This is a genomic window from Ancylobacter sp. (genome assembly GCF_965279025.1).
Classification (GTDB): Bacteria; Pseudomonadota; Alphaproteobacteria; order Rhizobiales; family Xanthobacteraceae; genus Ancylobacter.
Window position 1 is genome coordinate 4,059,959 of record NZ_OZ257132.1, and the last position, 23,205, is coordinate 4,083,163.

The 23,205-nt window shown below is 67.3% G+C and carries 19 protein-coding genes and 1 pseudogene; 9 read left to right on the plus strand and 11 right to left on the minus strand.

Going from position 1 to position 23,205, the window contains the following annotated elements; translation table 11 throughout:
- Window position 1: 1 nt before the first annotated feature.
- Window positions 2-1,204 (minus strand): 2-aminoethylphosphonate--pyruvate transaminase, encoded by a 1,203-nt coding sequence (locus tag ACQY76_RS18935; protein ID WP_428030242.1) that lies wholly within the window; start codon window positions 1,202-1,204, stop codon window positions 2-4.
- 138 nt (window positions 1,205-1,342) lie between these two features.
- On the opposite strand from ACQY76_RS18935, the gene ACQY76_RS18940 reads away from it, so the two are divergent.
- The 4 genes and pseudogenes from ACQY76_RS18940 (at window position 1,343) to ACQY76_RS18955 (ending at window position 4,652) form a co-directional block, all read left to right on the plus strand.
- Window positions 1,343-2,209 (plus strand): LysR substrate-binding domain-containing protein, encoded by an 867-nt coding sequence (locus ACQY76_RS18940; RefSeq protein ID WP_428030243.1) that lies wholly within the window; start codon window positions 1,343-1,345, stop codon window positions 2,207-2,209.
- 107 nt (window positions 2,210-2,316) lie between these two features.
- Window positions 2,317-3,345: a L,D-transpeptidase family protein gene (locus ACQY76_RS18945; protein ID WP_428030244.1), complete on the plus strand. Its 1,029-nt coding sequence runs from the start codon at window positions 2,317-2,319 to the stop codon at window positions 3,343-3,345.
- A gap of 69 nt (window positions 3,346-3,414) precedes the next feature.
- A pseudogene (locus ACQY76_RS18950) lies at window positions 3,415-4,184 on the plus strand (IS5 family transposase).
- Between the two features lie 84 nt (window positions 4,185-4,268).
- On the plus strand, window positions 4,269-4,652 hold the full coding sequence (locus ACQY76_RS18955) for a hypothetical protein (protein WP_428030245.1): 384 nt from the start codon (window positions 4,269-4,271) through the stop codon (window positions 4,650-4,652).
- A 68-nt stretch (window positions 4,653-4,720) separates the two neighbouring features.
- Here ACQY76_RS18955 and eutC read toward each other — a convergent pair whose 3' ends face one another.
- Entirely contained in the window at window positions 4,721-5,548 is an 828-nt protein-coding gene (eutC, locus tag ACQY76_RS18960) for an ethanolamine ammonia-lyase subunit EutC (RefSeq protein ID WP_428030246.1), read from the minus strand.
- The gene (locus ACQY76_RS18965) at window positions 5,545-6,933 is read right to left on the minus strand and encodes an ethanolamine ammonia-lyase subunit EutB (RefSeq protein WP_428030247.1); all 1,389 of its coding nucleotides are present in this window, start codon (window positions 6,931-6,933) and stop codon (window positions 5,545-5,547) included. The genes eutC and ACQY76_RS18965 overlap by 4 nt, the downstream gene beginning before the upstream one ends.
- Window positions 6,934-7,121: 188 nt before the next feature.
- Here ACQY76_RS18965 and ACQY76_RS18970 point away from each other — a divergent pair, with 188 nt between their 5' ends.
- The 3 genes from ACQY76_RS18970 to ACQY76_RS18980 all read left to right on the plus strand — a co-directional run bounded on the left by ACQY76_RS18970 (window position 7,122) and on the right by ACQY76_RS18980 (window position 9,835).
- On the plus strand, window positions 7,122-7,865 hold the full coding sequence (locus ACQY76_RS18970; protein WP_428030248.1) for an alpha/beta fold hydrolase: 744 nt from the start codon (window positions 7,122-7,124) through the stop codon (window positions 7,863-7,865).
- A gap of 123 nt (window positions 7,866-7,988) precedes the next feature.
- Window positions 7,989-9,044 carry an agmatinase gene (gene speB, locus ACQY76_RS18975; protein ID WP_428030249.1) on the plus strand — a complete coding sequence of 352 codons (1,056 nt, stop codon included), beginning with the start codon at window positions 7,989-7,991 and terminating at the stop codon, window positions 9,042-9,044.
- On the plus strand, window positions 9,044-9,835 hold the full coding sequence (locus tag ACQY76_RS18980) for a carbon-nitrogen hydrolase family protein (RefSeq protein ID WP_428030250.1): 792 nt from the start codon (window positions 9,044-9,046) through the stop codon (window positions 9,833-9,835). The genes speB and ACQY76_RS18980 overlap by 1 nt, the downstream gene beginning before the upstream one ends.
- Window positions 9,836-9,957: 122 nt before the next feature.
- Here the strand turns inward: ACQY76_RS18980 and oxlT are convergent, their stop codons facing one another.
- Complete coding sequence (gene oxlT, locus ACQY76_RS18985) at window positions 9,958-11,265, minus strand: oxalate/formate MFS antiporter (RefSeq protein WP_428030251.1); 1,308 nt, start codon at window positions 11,263-11,265, stop codon at window positions 9,958-9,960.
- Between the two features lie 639 nt (window positions 11,266-11,904).
- Between oxlT and ACQY76_RS18990 the strand changes: the two genes are divergently transcribed.
- Window positions 11,905-12,048: a hypothetical protein gene (locus ACQY76_RS18990; RefSeq protein ID WP_428030252.1), complete on the plus strand. Its 144-nt coding sequence runs from the start codon at window positions 11,905-11,907 to the stop codon at window positions 12,046-12,048.
- Between the two features lie 158 nt (window positions 12,049-12,206).
- A complete protein-coding gene (locus tag ACQY76_RS18995; RefSeq protein ID WP_428030253.1) occupies window positions 12,207-13,556 on the plus strand; it encodes an MFS transporter in 1,350 nt (449 codons plus the stop codon).
- Between the two features lie 20 nt (window positions 13,557-13,576).
- Here ACQY76_RS18995 and ACQY76_RS19000 read toward each other — a convergent pair whose 3' ends face one another.
- The 7 genes from ACQY76_RS19000 to ACQY76_RS19030 form a co-directional block, all read right to left on the minus strand.
- Window positions 13,577-14,260: a response regulator gene (locus tag ACQY76_RS19000; protein ID WP_428030254.1), complete on the minus strand. Its 684-nt coding sequence runs from the start codon at window positions 14,258-14,260 to the stop codon at window positions 13,577-13,579.
- Window positions 14,257-16,953: a DUF4118 domain-containing protein gene (locus ACQY76_RS19005; protein WP_428030255.1), complete on the minus strand. Its 2,697-nt coding sequence runs from the start codon at window positions 16,951-16,953 to the stop codon at window positions 14,257-14,259. Before ACQY76_RS19005 ends, ACQY76_RS19000 begins: the two co-directional genes overlap by 4 nt.
- A gap of 13 nt (window positions 16,954-16,966) precedes the next feature.
- Window positions 16,967-17,548, minus strand: coding sequence for a potassium-transporting ATPase subunit KdpC (kdpC, locus tag ACQY76_RS19010; RefSeq protein ID WP_428030256.1), 582 nt, complete (start codon window positions 17,546-17,548; stop codon window positions 16,967-16,969).
- Window positions 17,549-17,709: 161 nt separating this feature from the next.
- Window positions 17,710-19,773, minus strand: a complete 2,064-nt coding sequence (gene kdpB / locus ACQY76_RS19015; protein WP_428030257.1) for a potassium-transporting ATPase subunit KdpB — start codon at window positions 19,771-19,773, stop codon at window positions 17,710-17,712.
- A gap of 23 nt (window positions 19,774-19,796) precedes the next feature.
- The gene (kdpA, locus tag ACQY76_RS19020; RefSeq protein ID WP_428030258.1) at window positions 19,797-21,506 is read right to left on the minus strand and encodes a potassium-transporting ATPase subunit KdpA; all 1,710 of its coding nucleotides are present in this window, start codon (window positions 21,504-21,506) and stop codon (window positions 19,797-19,799) included.
- A gap of 33 nt (window positions 21,507-21,539) precedes the next feature.
- On the minus strand, window positions 21,540-21,656 hold the full coding sequence (gene kdpF / locus ACQY76_RS19025; RefSeq protein ID WP_428030259.1) for a K(+)-transporting ATPase subunit F: 117 nt from the start codon (window positions 21,654-21,656) through the stop codon (window positions 21,540-21,542).
- A gap of 362 nt (window positions 21,657-22,018) precedes the next feature.
- The gene (locus ACQY76_RS19030) at window positions 22,019-23,140 is read right to left on the minus strand and encodes a ribonucleotide-diphosphate reductase subunit beta (protein ID WP_428030260.1); all 1,122 of its coding nucleotides are present in this window, start codon (window positions 23,138-23,140) and stop codon (window positions 22,019-22,021) included.
- Window positions 23,141-23,205: the final 65 nt, after the last annotated feature.

Consider the following 23,205-nt stretch of genomic DNA (forward strand, 5'->3'; position numbering starts at 1 on the left):
ATCAAGCCACCAGCTTCGCGCGGGCGTCCAGCACATGCGCCGGCGGCGCGGCCGAGGCGACATTCATCTGCGCCAGCGACTGCGCAGCCGCGTCCACGACGGCGCGCATCACCTGAGCATCGAGATGCCCGATGCAGCCGACGCGAAAGCTATCCACCACGGTGAGCTTGCCCGGATAGATCAGGAACCCCTTCGCCTTCATCACCTCGTAGAAGCGCGCAAACGCGAAGTTCGGGTCCGCCGGGCAGAAGAAGGTGACGATGATCGGCGAGAGCCAGCGATCGGCCAGCAGCGTTTCGAAACCGGCGGCACGCATCCCGGCCACCAGCACGTCGCGGTTATGGGCATAACGCGCGCCTCGGCCGGCGACGCCGCCTTCCTGTGCGTGCAGGTGCAGCGCCTCGATGAAGGCGGCGATCACATGGGTGGGCGGGGTAAAGCGCCACTGGCCGGTCTTTTCCATCACCGTCCACTGGTCGTGAAGATCGAGGGTCAGCGAATGGCAATTGCCCTTCGCCGCTTCCAGCGCGCTCCTGCGGGCGATGACGAAACCGAACCCCGGCACGCCCTCGATGCATTTATTGGCCGAGGAGACGATGGCCTCGTAATGCAGTGTCTTCACATCCGCTGGCAAGGCACCGAAGGCGCTCATCGAATCCACCAGCAGCCTGCGTCCCCGTGCGTGGACAGCCTGCGAAATCTCCTCGACGGGATTGAGGATGCCCGAGCTGGTCTCGCAATGAATGACCAGCACATGGGTGATGGCGGGGTCGGCGTCGAGCGCGGCCCCGACTTCCTCGCCGCGCGGCGGAAGATAGTCTCCCTTGTCGATGAGGGCGAAGGCCCGCCCGAGGGTGCGCAGGATCTGTGCGGCCCGCAGCCCATACGCACCGTTGGCGAGCACCAGCACCTTGCCGTCGCGCGGCACCAGCGTGCCCAGCATGGCCTCGACGCAGGCCGTGCCGCTGCCCTGCATCGGCACGCAGTCGAACGCGCCTTCGGTATCGCCGATCATCGCCAGCAGCCGGCGCCGCAATTCGGCGGTCAGCGCGCGGAAATCCGCGTCCCACGACCCCCAATCGCGCAGCATCGCCTCTTTGACGGCTGCCGACGTCGTCAGCGGACCGGGGGTGAGCAGGTAGGGCTCGCCCATGATCGGAGGGTCGAAAGCGGTCGCGGCTTCTTCATTCCCAAGTGCCGGCATCTCGAGCGTCCTAACCCACGGTCCTTGCGCCGCAGGGCCAGGATGGCGGCATTGCCTCCATTTGCAAAATCGCTAATTTATATCCATCCATAAGTTAAGCTGATATCAAGTCTTACAGGCGGCGAGCGGTGGGAATCGATGCGGTACGTCCAGTTGCGCGCTTTCCACCATGTGGCGATCTCCGGCAGCTTCACCCGCGCGGCGGCCGAGCTCTTTCTCACCCAGCCGGCCATATCCGATCAGGTGCGCAAGCTGGAGGCCGAATATGACGTGCTGCTGTTCAACCGCGCGCACCGCCAGATTACGCTGACGGCCGCCGGCGAGAACCTGTTGGCCGTCACCCGTCGGCTGTTCGATGCGGAGGAACAGGCGCTGGAGCTGCTGTCAGAATCGCGCGCGCTCAGGGCCGGCACGTTGCGCATCGTGGCGGATGCCGCGCACCACATCGTCGATATCCTGCGCGCCTTCCGGGAGACCTACCCCGGCGTCACCGTGGCGGTGCGTGCGGGAAACACGGAGACCGTGGTCGAGAGCCTCGTGAATTACGAGGCGGATATCGGCGTGCTCGGCGACGTGAACCCGAGCCGTGAGTTCGACATCATCCGCCTGAACGCCACGCCGGTGACCGCCTTCGTCTCCCGCGACCACCCGCTGGCCGGCACGGCGGCGCTCTCGCTCGCCGAGCTGGCGCGCCATCCGCTGGTCGGCCGCGAAATCGGCTCCAAGACCCGGCGGCGGCTGGAGGAAAGCGCGGCAAAGGCGGGCGTGGAACTGACCTTCGCCATCGAGGCCGAAGGCCGCGAGGCGGTGCGCGAGATCGTCGCCGCCGGCCTCGGCATCGGCTTCGTCTCCGAGGCCGAGTTCGGGCTCGATCCCCGTCTCGTCGCGATTCCCCTCGCCGGCGAACCGGTGCTGATGGAGGAGGCGCTGATCTGTCTTAGCGAACGCACCCAGGCAAAGACCATCCGCGCCTTTCTCGATCTGGCGCGGGACATGCGTTCGTAACGCTCTGGAAACCATGTCGGCACTAATCGTGGGTAATGGACTATTCGTTCGCTCTCCTGCGCCGCGCTGCCGTCGATCCGCCTTCTTGCCCCGCTAGCCGAGCTGACATGAACCTGTTGCGCCTCGCCTTCCTGCTCTGCCTCTCCGTCCTCGTCGCCGGCTGCGCGAACATGGATGGCGATGATCGCGGCTCGATTCCCATCCCGCAGAGGCTGATGCAGGAGATGGCGGCCAAAGGCATGAGCCCGGACGACCCGATCATGGTGCGCATCTACAAGCAGGAGAGCGAGCTGGAAGTGTGGAAGCGCACCACCTCCGGCCGCTACGCGCTGCTCAAGACCTATCCGCTGTGCCGCTGGTCGGGAAAGCTGGGCCCGAAGACCCGCGAGGGCGACCGCCAGGCGCCGGAGGGCTTCTACACCGTCTCGCGCGGCCAGCTGAACTCTCGCTCGCAATATTATCTCTCGTTCAACCTCGGCTATCCCAACGCACTCGAACGCGCGCTCGGCTATAGCGGCAGCGCGCTGATGGTGCACGGCGCCTGCACCTCCGCTGGCTGCTACGCCATGACCAATGACGGCGTCGGCGAGGTCTATGCGCTGGCCCGCGAGGCGCTGGCCGCCGGCCAGCCGGGCTTCCAGGTGCAGTCCCTGCCCTTCCGCATGTCGCCCGCCAATCTGGCCGAGCACCGCGCCAACCCGAACATGGCGTATTGGCGCAACCTGAAGGAAGGCACCGACCTGTTCGCGGTGACCCGCGTGCCGCCGAATGTCTCGGCCTGCGGCGGGCGCTACAGCTTCACTCCCGGCACCCAGCCGCCGCCGCCGATGGCCGATCCGCTCGCCCCGTGCCCAATGCCAATGGCCGATGCCGCGCTGATGGCCGCCGCCAGCAAGCAGGCGCAGGACGAGCAGAGCATCGCCGCCCTTTCCGCCTCGCGCCCTGCCGCAAACGCCTCCTATGTCGATGGCGGCATGCACCAGAGCTTCCGCGACATTCTGCGCCGCTCCGGCGCGCAGAAGCTGGCCGCCATGACATCGGGCGGCAAGGTCCCGGTCAGCGAGCCCACGGCGGCACTCGCCGATCCCTATCGGGGAACGGAGCCGGAATACGAAGAAGGCGACACCGCCAATTAGGTCACAGACCCATAAACGGGATTCCCTTTTGGGTCGGAGGCTGATTCATTTCTCCTGATGGAGGATGAGATGGCCCGCTTTGATCTAACGGATTTCGAGTGGTCGGTGATCCAGCCGCTTTTGCCGAACAAGCCGAGGGGCGTGCCTCGGGTGGACGACCGGCGCGTGCTGAACGGGATTTTCTGGCGACTTCGGACCGGGGCGCCGTGGGCCGACATTCCCGAGCGCTACGGCCCGCACACGACCTGCGTGAACCGCTTCAACCGCTGGCGCAAGGCGGGGGTCTGGGATCGGCTTCTGGAAGCGGTGTCAAAGGCTTACGATGGCGACATCCAGATGATCGATTCCTCCAGCATCCGCGTGCACCAGCACGCCGCCAACGCCCAAAAAAAGACGACCGATCCGGTTGCATGGGTCGCTCGCGGGGCGGCCTGACAACGAAGATCCATGCTCTGGTGGATGCCGAAGGCCTGCCGATCGCCCTGAAATTGACCGAGGGCCAGGCTCATGACGGACGCAGCGCCCGCGACATGCTCGGCGCGCTTGTCGATGGCCAGACCCTCCTGGCCGACCGCGCCTATGACAGCGACGAACTCCGGCAAAGCCTGCGCGAGCGAGGCGCATGGGCCAACATCAAGCCCATGCCGAACCGCAAGAACGTGCCAGCCTTCAGCCCCTTCTTGTATCGCTATCGCAACCTCGTCGAGCGCTTCTTCAACAAGATCAAGCACTACCGCGCCGTTGCGACCCGATACGACAAGCGACCTGACAATTTCCTCGCCGGCGTAAAACTCGCATCACTCAGAATATGGATGCGGTTTAATGAGTCGGTCGCCTAGCGCGACGCAAACGCGCGGCCGGAGGTCTTCCCACTGCCGCCGGTTTGCGGCAGATAGGGCCCTCATCCGAGCGTATGAGGCGACATGGCGACCCGAATGACCCCGAGCGAGATGCTGGCCACCGCCCGCGATCTCCCGCGACTGCCCTTTACGGAAGCCGACCTCGCCCTGATCCGCTCCGGTACGCCGGCGGTGGCGCCGAAGCTCTCGGCCAAGTACGAGCCCTCGGAAGGCCTTTATTATCTCGCCGCGCCCTCGTTCCACATGGAGTTCGTGGTGGTGAAGTCGGAGCGGATGCGCCTGCCCTTCCTCACGCTGCCGCGCTACACCATCATGATGGGGTTCGAGCATGGCGATGTGTGGGAGAAGGGCCCGGTGGTCAATCGCCTGCGGGCCGTACCTTTCATCTTCAAGCGCATGTCGCTGGCCGACAACTGGCTGGACGGCGAGTTCGGCCGCAAGAAATAGCGCCGCATCCCGCCGCGCGCCTCAGCTCGCATGGCAAGATCGGCGTTCAACCGATTCGAGCTAAATGACTATCCGATCCGCGCCAGTGGCGGCCTGCCACCGACCAGCAGCAGGTCGCTTTCGTCTTTCAGCGTCACGCCGGTGATCCGCCGCGCCAGCGCCTCCTTCAGCAGCCAGGCGAGCTTGAAGGCGGCGTGGTCGTGCGAGAGCCCTTCGCCGCGCACGTTGGAGATGCAGTTGCGCTCGGCATCCGAGCGCCCGGCGCGGGGGCCGAAGGTGAGGTAAAGGCCCAGGCTGTCGGGTGATGACAAGCCCGGCCGTTCGCCGATCAGCACCACGCAGGCGCTGGCGCTGAGCCGTTCGCCCACTTCGTCGCCCAGCGCCACCCGCGCCTGGGACGCCACGCACACCGGCCCGACGCTCCATCCCGCTTCCGCAATCCGCGCCTTGAACGCGGTGAGGAAAGGCACGGCCTGCGCGTGGATGGCGGTGGAGGACAGCCCGTCAGCGACGACAATGGCGACGTCGACCGGCGTCGCCGCCCGCCCGCGCAATGCCGCCCGGCTCTCATCCGATAGCCGCCGGCCGAGATCGGGCCGGCGCAAATAGGCGTCGCGCGCCGGGGCGGCCGAGGTCACCTCCACCGTTTCGAAGCCGAGCGCGGCGATCTCGCCGGCCATGCGGGCGGAATCGAAGGGCAGATGCACGGCGTCGCGCGCCTGTGCGTGGGCGAGGGCGAAGCGCAGCACCTCCCGCGTCGGCAGGCCGGTGCCGGCGCGGCCCAGCGCGATACGCGCCGGGGTGACACCGGCGAGGCGGCGCCAGCTATCCTCGAGCACCGCGTCTTCGATCACGGGATCGGCCGGGAGATCGTTATCCGCAGGCGAGCCGCTCATGCCGCGAGCCCCTTTGCTGCGGCGAGCAGCGGGTGATTGCCCTGCTGCTTCCTCAAGCTGCCATCTGGCCCGGTGATGCCCATGCGCTGCAGCCACGCCTCGAATTCGGGCGCGCGCTTCAGGCCGAGCACCTGCCGGAGATAGAGCTGGTCGTGGAACGAGGTGGACTGGTAGTTCAGCATCACGTCGTCGGAGCCGGGAATGCCCATGATATAGGTGACGCCCGCCGCCCCGAGCAGCGTCATCAGCGTGTCCATGTCGTCCTGGTCGGCTTCGGCGTGGTTGGTGTAGCAGACGTCGCAGCCGAGCGGCACGCCCATCAGCTTGCCGCAGAAGTGGTCCTCCAGCCCAGCGCGGATGATCTGCTTGCCGTCATAGAGATATTCCGGCCCGATAAAGCCGACCACCGTGTTCACCAGCAGCGGCTTGAACGGCCGGCACACCGCATAGGCGCGCGCCTCCAAAGTCTGCTGATCGACCCCGTGATGGGCGTTGGCGGAAAGAGCCGAGCCTTGCCCGGTTTCGAAATACATCACATTGTCGCCGAGCGTGCCGCGGTTCAGCGACAGCGCCGCCTCGCGCCCCTCCTGCAACGTGGAAAGGCGGATGCCGAAGGACGCGTTCGCGCCCTCCGTGCCGGCCACCGACTGGAACACCAGATCGACCGGCACGCCGCGATTGATCACCTCGGTGGCGGTGGTGACATGGGTCAGTACGCAGGCCTGCGTCGGTATCTCGAAGCGCTGGATGATGCCGTCGATCAGCTTCAGCAATTCACTGAGCACCGGCACGCTGTCCGAGGCCGGGTTGATGCCGATCACCGCATCGCCGCAGCCATACAGCAGCCCGTCGAGGATCGAGGCGGTGACGCCCGCCGGGTCATCGGTGGGGTGGTTGGGCTGGAGGCGCACCGCCATGGTGCCGGGCAGGCCGATCGTGTTGCGGAACTTCGTCACCACCCGGCATTTCTTGGCGACGGCGATCAGATCCTGATTGCGCATCAGCTTGGAGACCGCCGCCGCCATTTCCGGCGTGACGCCGGGCGCGATGGCGGTCAGCACCTCGGTGGTCGCGATGCCGGAGAGCAGGAAATCACGGAAATCGCCGACCGTCATATGCGACAGCATGCGGAAGGCGACCGCATCATGCGTGTCGATGATGAGGCGGGTGACCTCGTCTTCCTCATAAGGCACCAGCGCCTCGTTGAGGAAGGCTTTCAGCGGCACGTCCGCAAGGCACATGCGGGCGGCGACGTTTTCTTCCGCCGTGGCGGCGGCAATGCCGGCCAGCATGTCACCCGAGCGCAGCGGCGTCGCCTTCGCCATCAAATCCTTCAGGTCGGCGAAGGCGTAAGTCTGCGATCCGGCAACGGTGCGATAGGCCATGAGGTCGGTCCTTCCGACGCCCTGTGCTCAACGCGGCGCCATGCGCAAAATGTACCCCGTCGCCCCTCGCCGGCAAAGCGCAACTTCGGTCGAAGCGTGGCCGGATGGCCGCCCGGCTCTGGTATGCCAGGCTGGACGCGGCGCGCGCCGGCCGCTACCACGCGCCACGCATCGCTTGAGGAAACGCCATGGCAACCTTCATTCTCATCCACGGCTCCTGGCACTGGGGCGGCTGCTTCCAGAAGGTGGCGAACCTGCTCGGCGCCGCCGGCCATGCCGTCATCGCGCCCGATCTCGCCAGCCACGGCTTCGACACCACACCGACCGCCGCCGTCACCGACATCGCGATCTACGCCGCCCCGGTGCGCGCGGCGCTGGAGACCATCGAGGGCAAGGCGATCCTCGTCGGCCATTCGGTCGGCGGCGCCACCTGCACCTGGCTCGGCGAGGAAATGCCGGAGCGCGTCGAGGCGCTGGTCTATCTTACCGGCTTCATGGCCCCGAACGGCAAGAGTGCCCGCGATTTCGTCATGACGCCGACCTATCTCAAGGACCCGGCCATCGTGGAGACGCAGGGCATGCTGCGCCTCGGCAAGGAAGGGCTGGGGCTCGATCTCGCGCGCCGCGACCTGATCGCCCGCTCGCTCTATTCCGATTGCACCGAGCACGACATCGACCGCGCGCTGCCCAATCTCGTGCGCGTCACGCCGCACGCGCCCTTCGCCGCCGTCTCCGCCATCACCCCGCACCGCTTCGGCAAGCTGCGCCGGCATTACATCGAGTGCCTGCAGGATCGCGGCCTGCCGCTCGGGGTGCAGCGGGAGATGCAGGCGGCGGTGCCGGGCGCGCATGTCCACCAGCTCGACACCGGCCATTCGCCCTTCCTCAGCGCGCCGGAAGCGGTGGCGGACCTCCTGATGAACATAGGCTGAGCCTACCGCGCCACACCTCGCTCTCTCCGACGAAGGAAGGGGCGCTGCCCCCTCCCCGCCGACATCGGCACAGGTTAGCCTGACCGGACTTCCGGAAGCCAGAAGGCTCACACAGAGGCACGAATGTCCGATCAGGAAAAGCTCGACAAGCTGCGGGCCAAATATGCCGGCGTCGGTGGCGGCGTGGTCTATGACGCGACCTTCAAGCGCGTCGCCGAACTGCAGTTCAAGGACGGCGAGAAACGCGTCTGGCCATGGGCGGGCGCCGCCACCCTGCTCGACGCCCCCTATCGCCCGGAGGCGCAGGAACTGGCGGATTTCGGTGGGCTCGACATGGCGCTGATCGGCGTGCCGATGGACCTCGGCGTCACCAACCGCGCCGGCGCCCGCCTCGGACCACGCGCCGTGCGCGACATTGAGCGCATCGGCCCCTATGAGCATGTGCTGGGCATGGTGCCGGCCGCCGAGGCCAAGGTGGCAGATATCGGCGACGTGCCGTTCCGCTCGCGCTTCAGCCTCGACAGCTGCCATGAGGATATCGAGGCCTTTTACAAGAAGATCGTCGCGGCCGGCGTCATTCCGCTCTCGGTTGGCGGCGACCATTCCATCACCGGCTCGATCCTCAAGGCGGTGGGCGAGACGCGGCCGGTCGGCATGCTGCACATCGATGCCCATTGCGACACGTCGGGCACCTATGAGGGCGCCAAGTTTCACCATGGCGGCCCCTTCCGCAACGCGGTGCTGGACGGGGTGCTCGACCCCACACGCACCATCCAGATCGGCATTCGCGGCGGCGCGGAATTCCTGTGGGAGTTCTCTTATGAGAGCGGCATGACGGTGATCCATGCCGAGGAGGTCACCGGCATGGGCGTGCCCGCCATCATCGACAAGGCGAAGCAGGTGCTGGGCGACGGGCCGGTCTATGTCTCCTTCGACGTCGACAGCCTCGACCCCGCCTTCGCGCCGGGCACCGGCACGCCGGAAATCGGCGGCCTCACCTCGCGCGAGGTGCTGGAGCTGCTGCGCGGGCTGAATGGCCTCGACGTCATCGGCGGCGATGTGGTGGAGATCGCGCCGCAATACGACCCCACCTCCAACACCGCCCATGCGGCGGCGCAGGTGCTGTTCGAGATCTTCTGCATGTCGGTGACGGCGCTCAAGGCGCGGAAGGGCTCCTGATGCGCCTTGCTCTCTGGCAGACGGCCGGCGCCCCGTCGAACGCGCCGGCCGACAATCTGGCGCTTCTCGATGCCGCCGCGGCGAAGGCCGTGGCAGGCGGCGCGGACCTGCTGCTGGCGCCGGAAATGTTCCTCACCGGCTACAATATCGGCCGCGAGGCGGCGCTGGCCACCGCCGAGGGCGCGGACGGCCCTAGCGCCCGGCGTGCCGGTGAGATCGCCCGCACCCACGGCATCGGGCTCTGCTATGGCTATCCCGAACTGGCGAACGGCGGCGTCGTCTATAATTCCTGCCTGCTGATCGGCAGGAATGGCGAGACGCTGCTCAACTTCCGCAAGACGCACCTGTTCGGCGATCTCGACCGGGCGATGTTCGCGCCCGGCGAGGGTTCGGCGGAGGTAGCCCGCTTCGAGGGCTACAAGGTCGGCATGCTCATCTGCTACGACGTCGAATTCCCCGAAGCCGTGCGCGCGCTGGCGCTGGCGGGCGCCGACCTGGTGCTGGTGCCGACCGCCAACATGAAGCCCTATGACGCCGTTTCGCATTTCGTCGTGCCGGCGCGGGCCTTCGAGAACGAGCTTTTCGTCGCCTATGCCAATCGATGCGGCATTGAAGGCGAGCTCGATTATATGGGGCTGAGCTGCGTCGGCGATCCCAATGGCGGCAATCTGGTGCTGGGTGGCGAGGGCGAGGAACTACTCTTCGCCGATCTCGATCCGGCGCGGCTGAAGGCCGGCCGCGCGATGAACACCCATCTGCGCGACCGCCGCCCGGAGACCTATGCGGTGTGAGCCGTGATTGATGATCGCAACGTCATCCCCGGGCTTGGCCCGGGGATCCACGCCCCATCCTCAAGGGTCGAGCCGCGTGACGTCGTCGAGGGCCGGGCCGAGCCCGGCCATGACGGTCACCCTCAGTGCGCGGGCGATTCGCGCCCGACGACCACCGGGGCGGCTTCCGCCTCTACTGCACTGCGGGCAATGAAGCGGGCGCGCAGTGGCTTCAGCACGAACAGGGCGAGAAGGGCGGCGGTGGCGTTGAGGCCGACCGCGATGGCGAACACCGCATACCAGCCATAGATCGCCGCCACGACACTGGCGATCGGCACCAGCAGCGCCGCCGTTCCCTTGGCGGTGTAGAGCATGCCCGCATTGGTGGCGGCGAATTTCGAGCCGAACGTGTCGCCGCAGGTCGCCGGGAACAGCGAGTAGATCTCGCCGAACACACCGAAGAAGCACGCCGTGGCAAGCACGAACACCAGCGGGTTCGAGCCGTGGAAGACCATCACCAGTAGCATCACCGCCGCCGTTCCGAAGGCGATGAACATGGTGTTCTCGCGGCCGATGCGGTCGGAGACATAGCCGAAGATCGGGCGGCCGAAGCCGTCGAAGATGCGGTCGAGGGAGATGGCCAGCGTCAGCGCCGCCGCCGAGATGCCGAAGATGCTGACCGGAGTGTCCGCCACGCCGAGATCATGGGCGATCGGGCCGATCTGCGCCGCCGCCATAAGGCCGCCCGAAGCGACCATGACGAACATCAGATAGAGCAGCCAGAACACCGGCTTGGCCAGCGTCTGCGAGGGCTGGTAGTCGATCTTGCTCTGCGGCAGGGTCGACGCCTTCTTCGGCGCGGCAATCTTGAACTGCGGAGGATAGAGGAACTGGGCCGCGATCAGCACGATCAGCCCCTGCCCCAGGCCGAACCAGAAGAACGCGGTCTGGTAGCCATGGGCGGCAATGGTGTTGGCGATCGGCACAACGGTGAGCGCCGCGCCGGCACCGAAGCCCGCCGCCGTCGCGCCGGCCGCGAGGCCGCGCCGGTAGGGGAACCATTTCAGCGCGTTGCCGACGCAGGTGCCGTACACGGAACCGGCGCCGATGCCGCCGAACACCGCGCCGGCATAGAGCATGGTGAGCGAGCCGGCATAGGAGTTGATGACCCAGGCCAGTGCGATCATCACCGCGCCGAAGGAAAGCACCAGGCGCGGGCCGTAGCGGTCGACGAACCAAGCCTCGATCGGCACCAGCCACGTCTCGGTCAGCACGAAGATGGTGAAGGCTGTCTGGATCGCCGCGCGGCCCCAGCCATGCGCCTGGTCGATCGGGTCGACGAAGAGCGTCCAGCCGTATTGAAGATTGGCGATCATCGCCATGCAAAGAATGCCGCAGCCGAGCTGGAACCAGGGTTCCCAGGGGCGCGCCGCCGTCTTGTTGGTTTCCATTGACGTATCCTCGACCTGATGGGTGTCGCACAGCTCTTCGCGGCTGTTTCGTCGTGACATGCCGCCCCCAAGCGGCGCCTGTTGTCGGCCGTCAAGAAACGGACCGTCCGCACCAAGCACAGCCATCGCCATACAGGTTACCGGACGTCAGCACATACCCTACGGGAACCGCGAATGCTTGACCCCATAAAATACTTAACCCGACACGTCATAAATATCACTAACATTGGGGGATTCAACATGAAATATACCAAGGTATAGTGACCTAACGCCAATCTCTTTACTGTCGAGATGAGCGAAAGCAATACCGATCACTTCCGCAGGAAAGTGCGACGCACGGCATCGCAAAACGCCTGCGCGACAGGACGAACCTGACATGGCGCCGATCTTGGCGCGCGGATGCCGCAACGGTGGAGGGACAGATCAGCTTCGTTTTCACGCGAAGGCGCTGGCACGGATGCGGAATATCGCGGAAAGCGCTGCGGCATCCGCAGAGGAACCCGTGGGGAGGCGCCTCAAGGCGGGTGGATGGCCGGTGTCGCGGTGTGTCGATGGCGGAACCCAATGCGGGCCTGTCACGTTCTGTTACCGCTCGCCCGCCGGGCAACCACCGGCGGACCGATGCAAACGGGGAAAATCATGAATCGAAATGTCCTGATCCTTGCCGTCATCGTCCTCGCGGGCGTGGCCGCCTTCTTTGCCTACCGCGCCTATGAAGAGGACAAGAACTCGCTGCAGATCGAAGTGGGCCCGCAGGGCGTCAAGGTCGACCCGCCGGGCTGAGCCCATGGGGCACGGGGGGCGCGCGCGTGTCAAAACGGCGGCGCCCCTGGGCTGCTTTTGCCGACAGGGTGGTCTAGAAGGGCGTCCAATCCCTTTGCCTTGCCCCTGCCGGCCGATGCCACGAGGCTTCCGGTCGCCTGTCGTCCCCGGAGCCTCCCATGTCGTCCACCCTTGCCGCCGGACACGCCGGTGCCGTCACCAACCCTCGCTCCCGGGTCATTCTGGCGAGCCTGATCGGCACGACCATCGAATTCTACGACTTCTACGTCTACGCGACGGCTGCGGTGCTGGTGTTTCCGCACCTGTTCTTTCCGGCGGGTAACGACACCACGGCGCTGCTGGCCTCCTTCGCCATTTTCGGCGCCGCCATGGTCGCCCGGCCGCTTGGCGCCATCTTCTTCGGCCATCTCGGCGACAAGCGCGGGCGCAAGGTGACGCTGGTCGGCGCGCTGCTCACCATGGGCGTCGCCACCTTCCTCATCGGCCTGTTGCCGACCTTCCACCAGGTGGGCTGGCTGGCGCCCGCCCTCCTCGTGGTGATGCGCCTGGCGCAGGGCTTCGCCATCGGCGGCGAATGGAGCGGCGCAGCGCTGGTGGCGACCGAGAACGCCCCGCCCGGCAAGCGCGCCGTCTACGGCACCTTCCCGCAGCTCGGCGCACCGCTGGGCTTCATTCTCGCCAACGGCCTCTTCCTGCTCATCGCCGCGATCCTCCCGTCGGAAAACCCGACCCGCCCGTCCGACGCCTTCCTGGAATGGGGCTGGCGCATCCCCTTCCTGTTCTCCATCGTCATGGTGGCGGTCGGCCTGTGGGTGCGCCTGCATCTCGTCGAGAGCACGGCGTTCACGAAGACGGTAAGCGACGGCAAGGTGCACAAGCTGCCGCTCGCCTCGGTATTCCGTACCCATTCGCGCCAGCTGGTGCTCGGCACCTTCTACATGCTGGCGACCTATGTGCTGTTCTACCTGATGACCACCTTCTCGCTCAGCTATGGTCGTGCCGGCACCGGCGCCGCGCTGCCCGGGCTCGGCTATGACTACACGACCTTCGTGCTGATGATGATCATTGGCGTGATGTTCTTCGGCATCTTCACCATGCTCTCCGGCCCCTGGGCCGACCGCTGGGGCCGTCGCCGCACGCTGATCGGCGTGACGCTTGCGATCATCGCCTTCGGCCTCACCTGGGTGCCGATGCTGGCCGCCGGCCCGGTCGGGGTTATGGCGTGGCTCATCCTCGGCTTCAGCCTGATGGGCATGACCTTCGGCCCGATGGGGGCGCTGCTGCCGGAACTGTTCCCGGCCAATGTCCGCTACACCGGCTCGGGCATCGCCTATAACGTGTCGTCCATCCTCGGCGCGGCGGTAGCTCCGTTCATCGCCATCGCGCTCTGGTCGTGGGGCGGCGGAAGCCCGTTCTGGGTCGGTGTGTACCTCTCGGCGATGGCGGGCCTGACGCTGATCGCCCTGCTCCTCGGCACCGAGACCCGCGACGTCGACATCGACGCCTGAGAAAGCCTGCCGGGCCGGGCTTAGTCGCCCGCCCGGTAGCCCACCCCCGGCTCGGTGACGATGAGCAACGGATTGGCGGGGTCGACCTCCAGCTTGGCGCGGAGCTGCCCGACATAGACGCGCAGATACTGCGTGTCGTGCTCATGCGCCGGGCCCCACACTTCGCGCAGAATGTGGCGGTGGGTGAGCACCTTGCCGGCATGGCGGGAGAGAAAGGCGACGAGTTCGAACTCCTTCGGCGTGAGCTTGATCTCCTCACCCTCGCGCAGCACCCGATGGCGGGGAATGTCGATCTCCACCGTGCCCAGCCGCAGCACCGGAATCTCGCCCTTGCCCTGCATCCTGTGCCGCAGCGCGGCGCGCAGGCGCGCCATCAGTTCGCCCATGCCGAAGGGCTTGTTGATGAAATCGTCGGCGCCGAGGTCCAGCGCCTCGATCTTCTCCACCTCGCGATCGCGTGCCGAGAGCACGAGGATGGGCACATCGGACCATTCGCGCAGGCGGCGGATCACCTCCTTGCCGTCCATGTCCGGCAGGCCGAGATCGAGAATAACCACGTCCGGCCGCCGATTGGCCACCAGCGCCACCGCCTGTGCGCCCGTGTCGGCGCGCAGGGCCTCGTAGCCGTTCGCGGCAAGTGCCGGCGCCATGAAGCGGTGGATCGCCGGCTCGTCGTCCACCACCAGCACTGTGCCCGCACTCATGCCCCATCCTCCGGCGTGGCGGCGCGCGGCGAAAGCGGCAGCCGCAGGGCGATGCGGGCGCCGTTGCGCTGGCCGGGCGCCGGGCTGCGCGCCGAGACCGTGCCGCCATGAGCCTCGACAATGCCACGCGTAATGGCGAGACCGAGCCCCGAGCCGTCGCCGCCATCGCCGGCCCCGCGCGGAGCGCGCACAAATTTCTCGAACACGTGCGGCAATGTCTCGGCGGGTATCCCCGGCCCGTCATCGGTCACGGCAATGGCCATCTGGCCACCGATGACCGTCGCGGAGAGCCCAATACGTGCGCCGGGGCCGGCATAGCGCACGGCATTGGCGACGACATTGCCGAGCGCCTGGTCCATCAGGCTCGGGTCGGCCTCGATCAGCGGCAGATCGGGGGCGCTGGTGACGACGAAGCGCTGGGGGGCGCCGCGTTTGCGGACCGTGGCGACGGCGCGGTTCATCATCTCCACCACATCCACCCAGTCGCGGCGCATGTCGAGCGCCCCGGCCTCCAGCCGCGTCATGGAGAGCAGGTTTCGCACCATCAGGTCGAGATTCTCCGCCTCCTCGCGCATCTGCGCCAGCAGGTCGCGGCGCGCCTCTTCGGGGATGCCGGGGCCATAGTCGATCAGGCTCGTCGCGGCACCCAGTATCGAGGCGAGCGGGGTACGGAAATCATGGCTGATGGAGGCGAGCAGGATGTTGCGCACCCGCTCGGTCTCGGCGGCGGTGCGCACGCGTGTCACCTCGGCCGACAGCAGCGTGCGCAGCAGCGCCGCCGCCGTCTGCTCGGCCAGCGTGCCGAGAAGGCCCTCGCTCTCGGTGTCAAGCGGCGCCGCGCCGTCATGCTCGATGCCGACGACGCCGATGCGCGCGCCGCGCGCGCCCCCGCCCAGCGGCTGGAACAGCCAGGGCGCCCTCGGCAAGGTGCCAGTGCCCGCGCCCGCCGCCTCGCCATGGTCGAAGGCCCAGCCGGCAGCCGTCATCGACGCGGTGTCGAGCCGGTCTTCCGGCGGCCATGCGGCGGCCAGGACCAGCGTCCCCTCCTGTGCCAGCAGGATGACGCTGGCCCGGCCGAGCGCCGCGTGCAGCTCGACAACGGCGGCTTCCGTCACCGAGGCCTGATCCGGCAGCGCCGCGAGCTTGCGGGTGAAGTCGTAGAGCCGCCGCGTCGCCCGCATGCGCTGTGCCGCGAGGCGCGCCTGTTCGCGCGCCCGGCCGGCAATGGCCGAGATGATGACGGCGACGATGAGAAACACCAGCAGGGCGAGCAGTTCATGCGGCCGGGCGACGGTGAAGGTCTCCACCGGGTCGATGAAGAAGAAATTATAGGCGAGGAAGGAGAGCGCGGAGGCGAGGATTGCCGGCCACACCCCGTGCAGCAGCGCCGGCAGCAGCACGGCGAGCAGATAGAGCATAGAGACGTTCGGCAGCGCGACGAAGCGGGTCAGCACGAGGCCGAGCAGCGAGGCGGCGGCGACACCGGCGCCAGCTGTTACATAGCCGGCAAGCGGCCCGGCCGGCGGCAGCCGCGCCCGCCAGCCCGCCGGCGCGTCGCTCGCCTCGGCCGTTACGACATGGATGGCAATGCCATTCGAGCCGCGCACCAGCGCGCCCGATAGCGGCCGGCGCAGCGCGCCCAGCGGCCAGCGGCGCCGGGCCTTGCCGATGATCACCTGCGTCACATTCTCGAAGCGGGCGAAGCGCAGCAGCTCGGCCGCGACGTCCCCCGCCACCAGCGAGCGCACCTCCGCGCCGAGACTCTCGGCCAGACGCAGCCCGGCATCCAGCTTCTGCCGGTCGGGGCTCGCCATCACATGGCCGGGGCGCTCCACCGTCACCGCAAACCACGCGGCGTCCATCAGGTCGGCGAGGCGCTTGGCCTCGCGCACCACGCGCTCCGCCGCCATGTCGGGCCCGACGCAGACCAGCAGCCGCTCGCCCGCCGCCCACGGCCCCTCGATCGCCGCGCCCTGCATGCGCTCGACCAGATCGCTGTCGACCTGCGCGGCGACGCGGCGCAGGGCGAGCTCGCGCAGCGCCGTGAGGTTGCTCGGCTTGAAGAAGCCCTGCACGGCGCGGGTGGCGGTGTCCTCGACATAGACCTTGCCATCCGCAAGCCGCTTCAGCAGTTCGTCGGACGGCAGGTCGACGAGGATGATCTCGTCGGCCTTGCGCAGCGCCGCGTCCGGCACCGTCTCGCGCACCCGCACGCCGGTGATGCGCTGCACGACATCGTTGAGGCTCTCGACATGCTGGATGTTGAGCGTCGTCCACACGTCGATGCCGGCGACGAGCAAGTCCTGCACATCTTGCCAGCGCTTGGGATGGCGCGAGCCCTCGACATTGGAGTGGGCGTATTCATCGACCAGAAGCAACGCCGGTCGGCGCGCCAGCGCGGCCTCCAAGTCGAATTCCGGCACCAGCCGGCCGCGATAGGCAATACCCTTGCGCGGCAGAATCTCCAGCCCGGCTGTCAGCGCCTCGGTCTCGGCCCTCCCATGCGTCTCGACAAGGCCGACAACGACATCCCGGCCGCCTGCCTTGGCGGCGCGCGCGGCCGAGAGCATCGCATAGGTCTTGCCGACCCCCGGCGCGGCGCCGAGGAAAATGCGCAGCCTGCCGCGCGCCTCGCGTTCGGCGGCGGCAAGCAGGGCGTCCGGGTCGGCGCGAGGGGACCCCTCGGCGCTCATTCTCATCTCCGTCTCACGAGCGCGGGGCGGCCTTGGCGAGGCTGTCCAGCGCGAGATTGAGCGCCAGCACGTTCACCCGCGGATCGCCGAAAACGCCAAGCTGCGGCGGCTCTATGTGGGCCTCAACGAGAGCGCGCACAACTGCCGGGTCGAGAGCGCGAGCGCCGGCGACGCGGGCTACCTGCGCGAGCGCGTTGGCCGGCGAGACATGCGGATCGAGCCCGCTGCCGGAGGTCGTCACCATGTCGGCGGGAATCGGGCCGGTGAGCCCCTCGGCCCGCAGCGCGTCGACATCCGTCTTCAGCCGCTCCGCCAGCTTGGCGCTGGTGGGACCGAGATTGGTGCCGGACGAGGCGGCGGCGTCATAGCCCGCGCCCGCCGCCGAGGGGCGCGGGTGGAAATAGCCGGCGCCGGTGGTGTTCTGGCCGATCAGGGCCGAGCCGACGACCACACCGTCGCGGGTGACCAGCGACCCACCCGCCTGCTGAGGAAACAGTGCCTGCGCGACTTCGGTCATCGCCAGCGGATAGGCGATGCCGGTAAGCAGGGTGAAGGCGACGAGCAGCGTCACCGCCGGGCGGAGAAAGGTGAGCATGGAACAGTCCTCGGATTGTGGTTCCAGTAGATTGAGATTGCAGCCGTGCCGCCGTCATGGCCGGGCATGGCCCGGCCATCCACGCCTTGCTGGCGCGGCTTGCTGAAGAAGGCGTGGATCCCCGGGCCAAGCCCGGGGATGACGGGATTACTGTGACCGGCTCACGCCAGACCCATCGCCACCAAAGCGAGATCGATGAGCTTGATGCCGATGAAGGGCAGTGCGATGCCGCCCAGCCCGTAGATGGCGAGGTTGCGCGCCAGCACCGAGCCGGCTTCCGCCGCGCGATAGGTCACGCCGCGCAGGGCAAGCGGGATCAGCGCGACGATGATCAGCGCGTTGAAGATGACCGCCGAGAGAATGGCGCTCTGCGGCGAGGCGAGGTCCATCACGTTGAGCAGCCCCAGCTCGGGAATGGCGGCGATGAACAGAGCGGGAATGATGGCGAAGTACTTCGCCACATCATTGGCGATGGAGAAGGTGGTCAGCGCGCCGCGCGTCATCAGCAACTGCTTGCCGATGCCGACGATCTCGATCAGCTTGGTCGGGTCGCTGTCGAGGTCCACCATGTTGCCGGCCTCGCGCGCCGCCTGGGTGCCGGACTGCATGGCGACGCCGACATCGGCCTGCGCAAGCGCCGGCGCGTCATTGGTGCCGTCGCCGCACATGGCGACCAGTCGCCCGTGCCGCTGCTCGGTGCGGATATAGGCGAGCTTGTCCTGCGGCGTGGCCTCGGCGATGAAATCGTCGACGCCGGCCTCGGAGGCGATGGCGGCAGCGGTGATCGGATTGTCGCCCGTCACCATCACCGTGCGGATGCCCATGCGACGCAGCTCGGCAAAGCGCTCCTTGATATCCGGCTTCACCACGTCCTTGAGGTGGATGACCGCCAGCAGCCGGCCATTCTCGGCGAGGCCGAGCGGCGTGCCGCCCGAGCGGGCGATGCGCTCCACCGCCGCGTCGAACGCGGCAATGCCGGTGGAAGCGCGGGGATCGACACCTTGCACGAAGCGCTTGACGGCATCGACCGCGCCCTTGCGGATGCGCCGGCCGGCGACATCCACGCCGGAAAGCCGGGTCGCCGCCGAGAAGGCGACGAAGCTCGCGCCTTCGAGCGCGGCCGCATCGGTGGTGACGCCGTAGTTTTCGCGCGCCAGCGCCAGGATCGAGCGCCCCTCGGCGGTTTCGTCGGCAAGGCTCGCCTGCACCGCGATCAGCGCCGCCTCATGCTCGCGGATGCCGGGAACGGCGATGATCTCCGTCGCCATGCGGTTGCCGAAGGTGATGGTGCCGGTCTTGTCGAGCAGCAGCGTGTCGACATCGCCCGCCGCTTCCACCGCGCGGCCGGACATGGCGAGCACGTTGTGGCGGATGAGCCGGTCCATGCCGGCAATGCCGATGGCGGAGAGCAGGCCGCCAATGGTGGTAGGTATCAGCGTCACCAGCAGCGCCACCAGCACCGGCACCGGAACATCCGCCGCCGCGTAGCGCCCCAGCCCGGCCAGCGAGACCACGGCGATGAGGAAGATCAGCGTCATGCCGACCAGCAGCACCGAGAGCGCCATTTCGTTCGGCGTCTTCTGCCGCTCGGCGCCTTCCACCAGCGCGATCATACGGTCGAGGAAGGAGGAGCCGGGCGCGGCGGTGATCCGCACCACCAGCCAGTCGGAGATCACCGTGGTGCCGCCGGTAACGGCCGAGCGGTCGCCGCCGGATTCGCGGATCACCGGCGCGCTCTCGCCGGTGATGGCGGCCTCGTTGACCGAGGCGATGCCCTCCATGATCTCGCCATCGCCGGGGATGAGGTCGCCGGCCTCGACCAGCACATGGTCGCCCACCTTGAGGTCGAGCGCCGAGACCCTGTCGAAGGTCATCCGGTTAGCGGGGTTGCGCAGCCGCCGGGCCACCGTATCGGTGCGCGCCTTGCGCAGGCTGTCGGCCTGCGCGCGCCCCCTGCCCTCCGCCAGCGCCTCGGCGAAATTGGCGAACAGCACGGTGAACCACAGCCACGCCATGATCTGGCCGGTAAAGGCCAGCGGGTTGCCTATGAGGAAATCGCGGACGAACAGCACGGTGACAAGGGCGGCGACGATTTCGGTGACGAAAATCACCGGGTTGCGCATCAATGCCGCCGGGTTGAGCTTGGTCACGGCATCGCGTGCCGCTCTCCCGATCAGCTCGGGAGAGGCGAAGGCGGAGCCGGACGCCTTGGTGTGCGTGGACATGAGGGTGTCTCCAAGCGGCGGGATCAGAAGGTCTTGCCGGCCAGCATCTGCACCTGCTCGGCAATCGGGCCGAGGGCGAGAGCGGGGAAGAACTGCAGGCCGCCGAGAATGAGGATGATGCCGACCATGAGCCCCACGAAGAGCGGGCCGTGGGTCGGGAAGGTGCCGGTCGAGGCGGTGAGGCGCGTCTTGGCGGCAAGCGAGCCGGCGATCGCCATCATCGGCACGATGTAGGCGAAGCGGCCGCACAGCATGGCGAGGCCGAGCGTGGTGTTCCACCACGGCGAATTCGCCGAGAGCCCGCCAAAGGCCGAGCCGTTATTCCCCGCCGCAGAGGAATAGGCATAGAGGATCTCCGACAACCCATGCGGGCCGGCATTGCCGAGGCCGGAAAGCGCCGTCGGCAGCACCGCCGCCACCGCCGAGAAGCCGAGAATCACCGTCGGCAGGATGAGCACGGCGAGCATGGCCATCTTGACCTCCTTCGCCTCGATCTTCTTGCCGAGATATTCCGGCGTGCGCCCGACCATCAGGCCGGCCACGAACACGGCGAGGATCGCCATCACCAGAAGGCCATAAAGCCCCGAGCCGACGCCGCCCGGCAGGATCTCGCCAAGCTGGATCAGGAACATCGGCACCATGCCGCCGAGCGGGGTGAACGAGCCGTGCATGGCATTGACGCCGCCATCCGACAGGCCGGTGGTTACCGCCGCGAACAGGGAGGAAGCGGCGAGGCCGAAGCGGACCTCCTTGCCCTCCATATTGCCGCCCGCCGGGTCGAGACCCGCCGCCACCAGCGAGGGGGTGCCGGCCGCCTCCGCCCAATAGGTAATGGCGACACCGGCGACGAGGATGAGCGCGATGGCCGCCACCAGCGCCCTCGCCTGCCGCCTGTCGCCGATCAACCGGCCGAAGGCGAAGACCAGCGCGGCGGAGATGACCAGCATCTGCCAGATTTCCAGCGCGTTGGAGAGTGGGGTGGGATTTTCGAAGGGATGCGCGGCATTGGCGTTGAAGAAACCGCCGCCATTGGTGCCGAGCTGCTTGATCGCCATCTGGCTGGCCACCGGCCCCGTGGCGATGGTCTGCTGGGCGCCGTCGAGCGTGGTCGCGACAACCGTGGCGTTCATGGTCTGCGGCACGCCCATCCCCACCTGCACCACCGCCGTGAGCAGCGCGAGCGGCAGCAGCACATAGAGCGTCGAGCGGGTCATATCGACGAAGAAATTGCCGACGGTGCCGGCATTGGAGCGGGCAAACGCCCGCACCAGCGCCACCGCCAGCGCCAGGCCGGTGGCGGCGGAGAGGAAGTTCTGCACGGTGAGCCCGGCCATCTGGCTGAACAGGCTCATCGTGGTCTCGCCGGCATAGGATTGCCAGTTGGTGTTGGACACGAAACTGACCGCCGTGTTGAAGGCGAGGTCCGGGCTTACCCCGGCAAAGCCGAGCGGGTTGAACGGCAGCACGCCCTGCAGGCGCAGCATCGCATAAAGCAGCACCACGCCTGCCGCATTGAAGGCGAGCATGGCGAGGGTGTAGCCGAGCGCGCTCTGCTCGCGGGTGGGATCGACGCTGGCGAGCCGGTACAGCACCCGCTCGCACGGGCCGAGCAGCGCCGAGAGCAACGTGCGCTCACCGGCATAGACGCGCGCCATATACGCGCCGAGCGGCACGGCCGCAGCGAGTACGAGCGCGAAGATGATGGCTATCTGGAGCCAGCCTTGAACGGTCATGGCATTTGGGCTTTCGAGAAGAGTGGGGAGCCGTCAAAACTTCTCGGGCCGCAGCAGGGCGGTCACGAGATAGACGGAAAGGGCAAGGGCGACAGTGCCGCCGAGCAGCAGATCGAACATGGCCTCACCCCACCGATGTGAAGCGGGCATAGGCCGCCATCAGCAGAAAGAAGCCGATGGCGACGGCGAGATAGACGAGATCCAGCATGATTCCAGCTTCCTGGTTGAGCTGGAGCTTCATGTAGGCCCGGCCGAATAAGCGTTCGATCCGGATTGCTGCGCCCGGGCGTAAAGGCGGCATAAAGGCCGGGCCCTGCCCCGCCGGCCGGCCTCGCGCGGCCACGGCGACCGCCGCAGGAACACGGCTTCGTCGGCGTGCGCGGAATGCGTCATGCCGGCCTCGGGCCGGCCATCCACGGCGTCGCCCTCGCCGCCAACCCGTGGATGGCCGGTCCGAGCCCGGCCCTTGTGTCGTTAAGACTTCAATCGCCCCCGTCGCGCCGGACCGGTGCTCAATCCCAGGCCAGCGCGCCGCCGTTCTGGTATTCAATCACGCGGGTCTCGAAGAAGTTCTTCTCCTTCTTGAGGTCCATCGCCTCGCTCATCCACGGGAACGGATTTTCCGCCTCGGCGAACACCGGGGCGAGGCCGAGCTGGGCGCAGCGACGGTTGGCGATGACGTGCATGTACTGCTCGCACGACGCCGCGTTCAGCCCGAGCAAGCCGCGCGGCATGGTGTCCCGTCCATAGGCGGCTTCCAGCTCGGCGGCGTCCTTCAGCATGCCGCGCACCTCATCCTGGAAGCCAGGCGTCCACAGATGCGGGTTCTCGGCCTTGATCTGGTTGATCACGTCGATGCCGAAGTTCAGATGGAGGCTCTCGTCGCGCAGGATGTACTGGTACTGCTCGGCGATGCCGACCATCTTGTTGCGCCGGCCGAGCGAAAGAATCTGCGCGAAGCCGGTGTAGAACCACATCCCCTCGAACACGACATAGAACGCCACGAGATCGCGCAGGAATTGCTGGTCGGCCTCCGGCGTGCCGGTGGCGAAGGCGGGGTCGTCGAGGCTCTGGGTATGCTTCAAGGCCCACGCCGCCTTGTCGGTGATCGAGGGCACCTCGCGGTACATGTTGAACAGTTCGCCCTCATCCAGGCCGAGGCTCTCCACAATGTACTGGAAGGTGTGGGTGTGTACCGCCTCTTCGAACGCCTGCCGCAGCAAATATTGCCGGCATTCCGGATTGGTGAGGTGGCGATAGATCGCCAGCACGATGTTGTTCGCCACCAACGATTCCGACGCGGCGAAGAAGCCGAGATTGCGCTTGAGCATACGCCTCTCATCCTCGGTCAGGCCGCCCGATGACTTCCACAGCGCGATGTCGGCCTGCATGGACACCTCGGTCGGCATCCAGTGGTTGTTGCAGCCGGCGAGATATTTCTCCCACGCCCATTTGTATTTCAGCGGGAGAAGCTGGTTCACGTCGGCGCGGGCGTTGATCATCCGCTTCTCGTCGACACGGACCCGGGCGCCGCCGCGCGTAATGGCGCCGAGGCCGGTGGCATCGGTCGGCACGGATGGGAGATCAGGCGGAAGGGGAACGGGTGCGGATGTCGTATCGGACCAGTCGAGCATTGTGCATCTCAAGATGGCCGTCATGGCCGGGCTCGGCCCGGCCATCCCAGGCTTTCGTTGCGTCG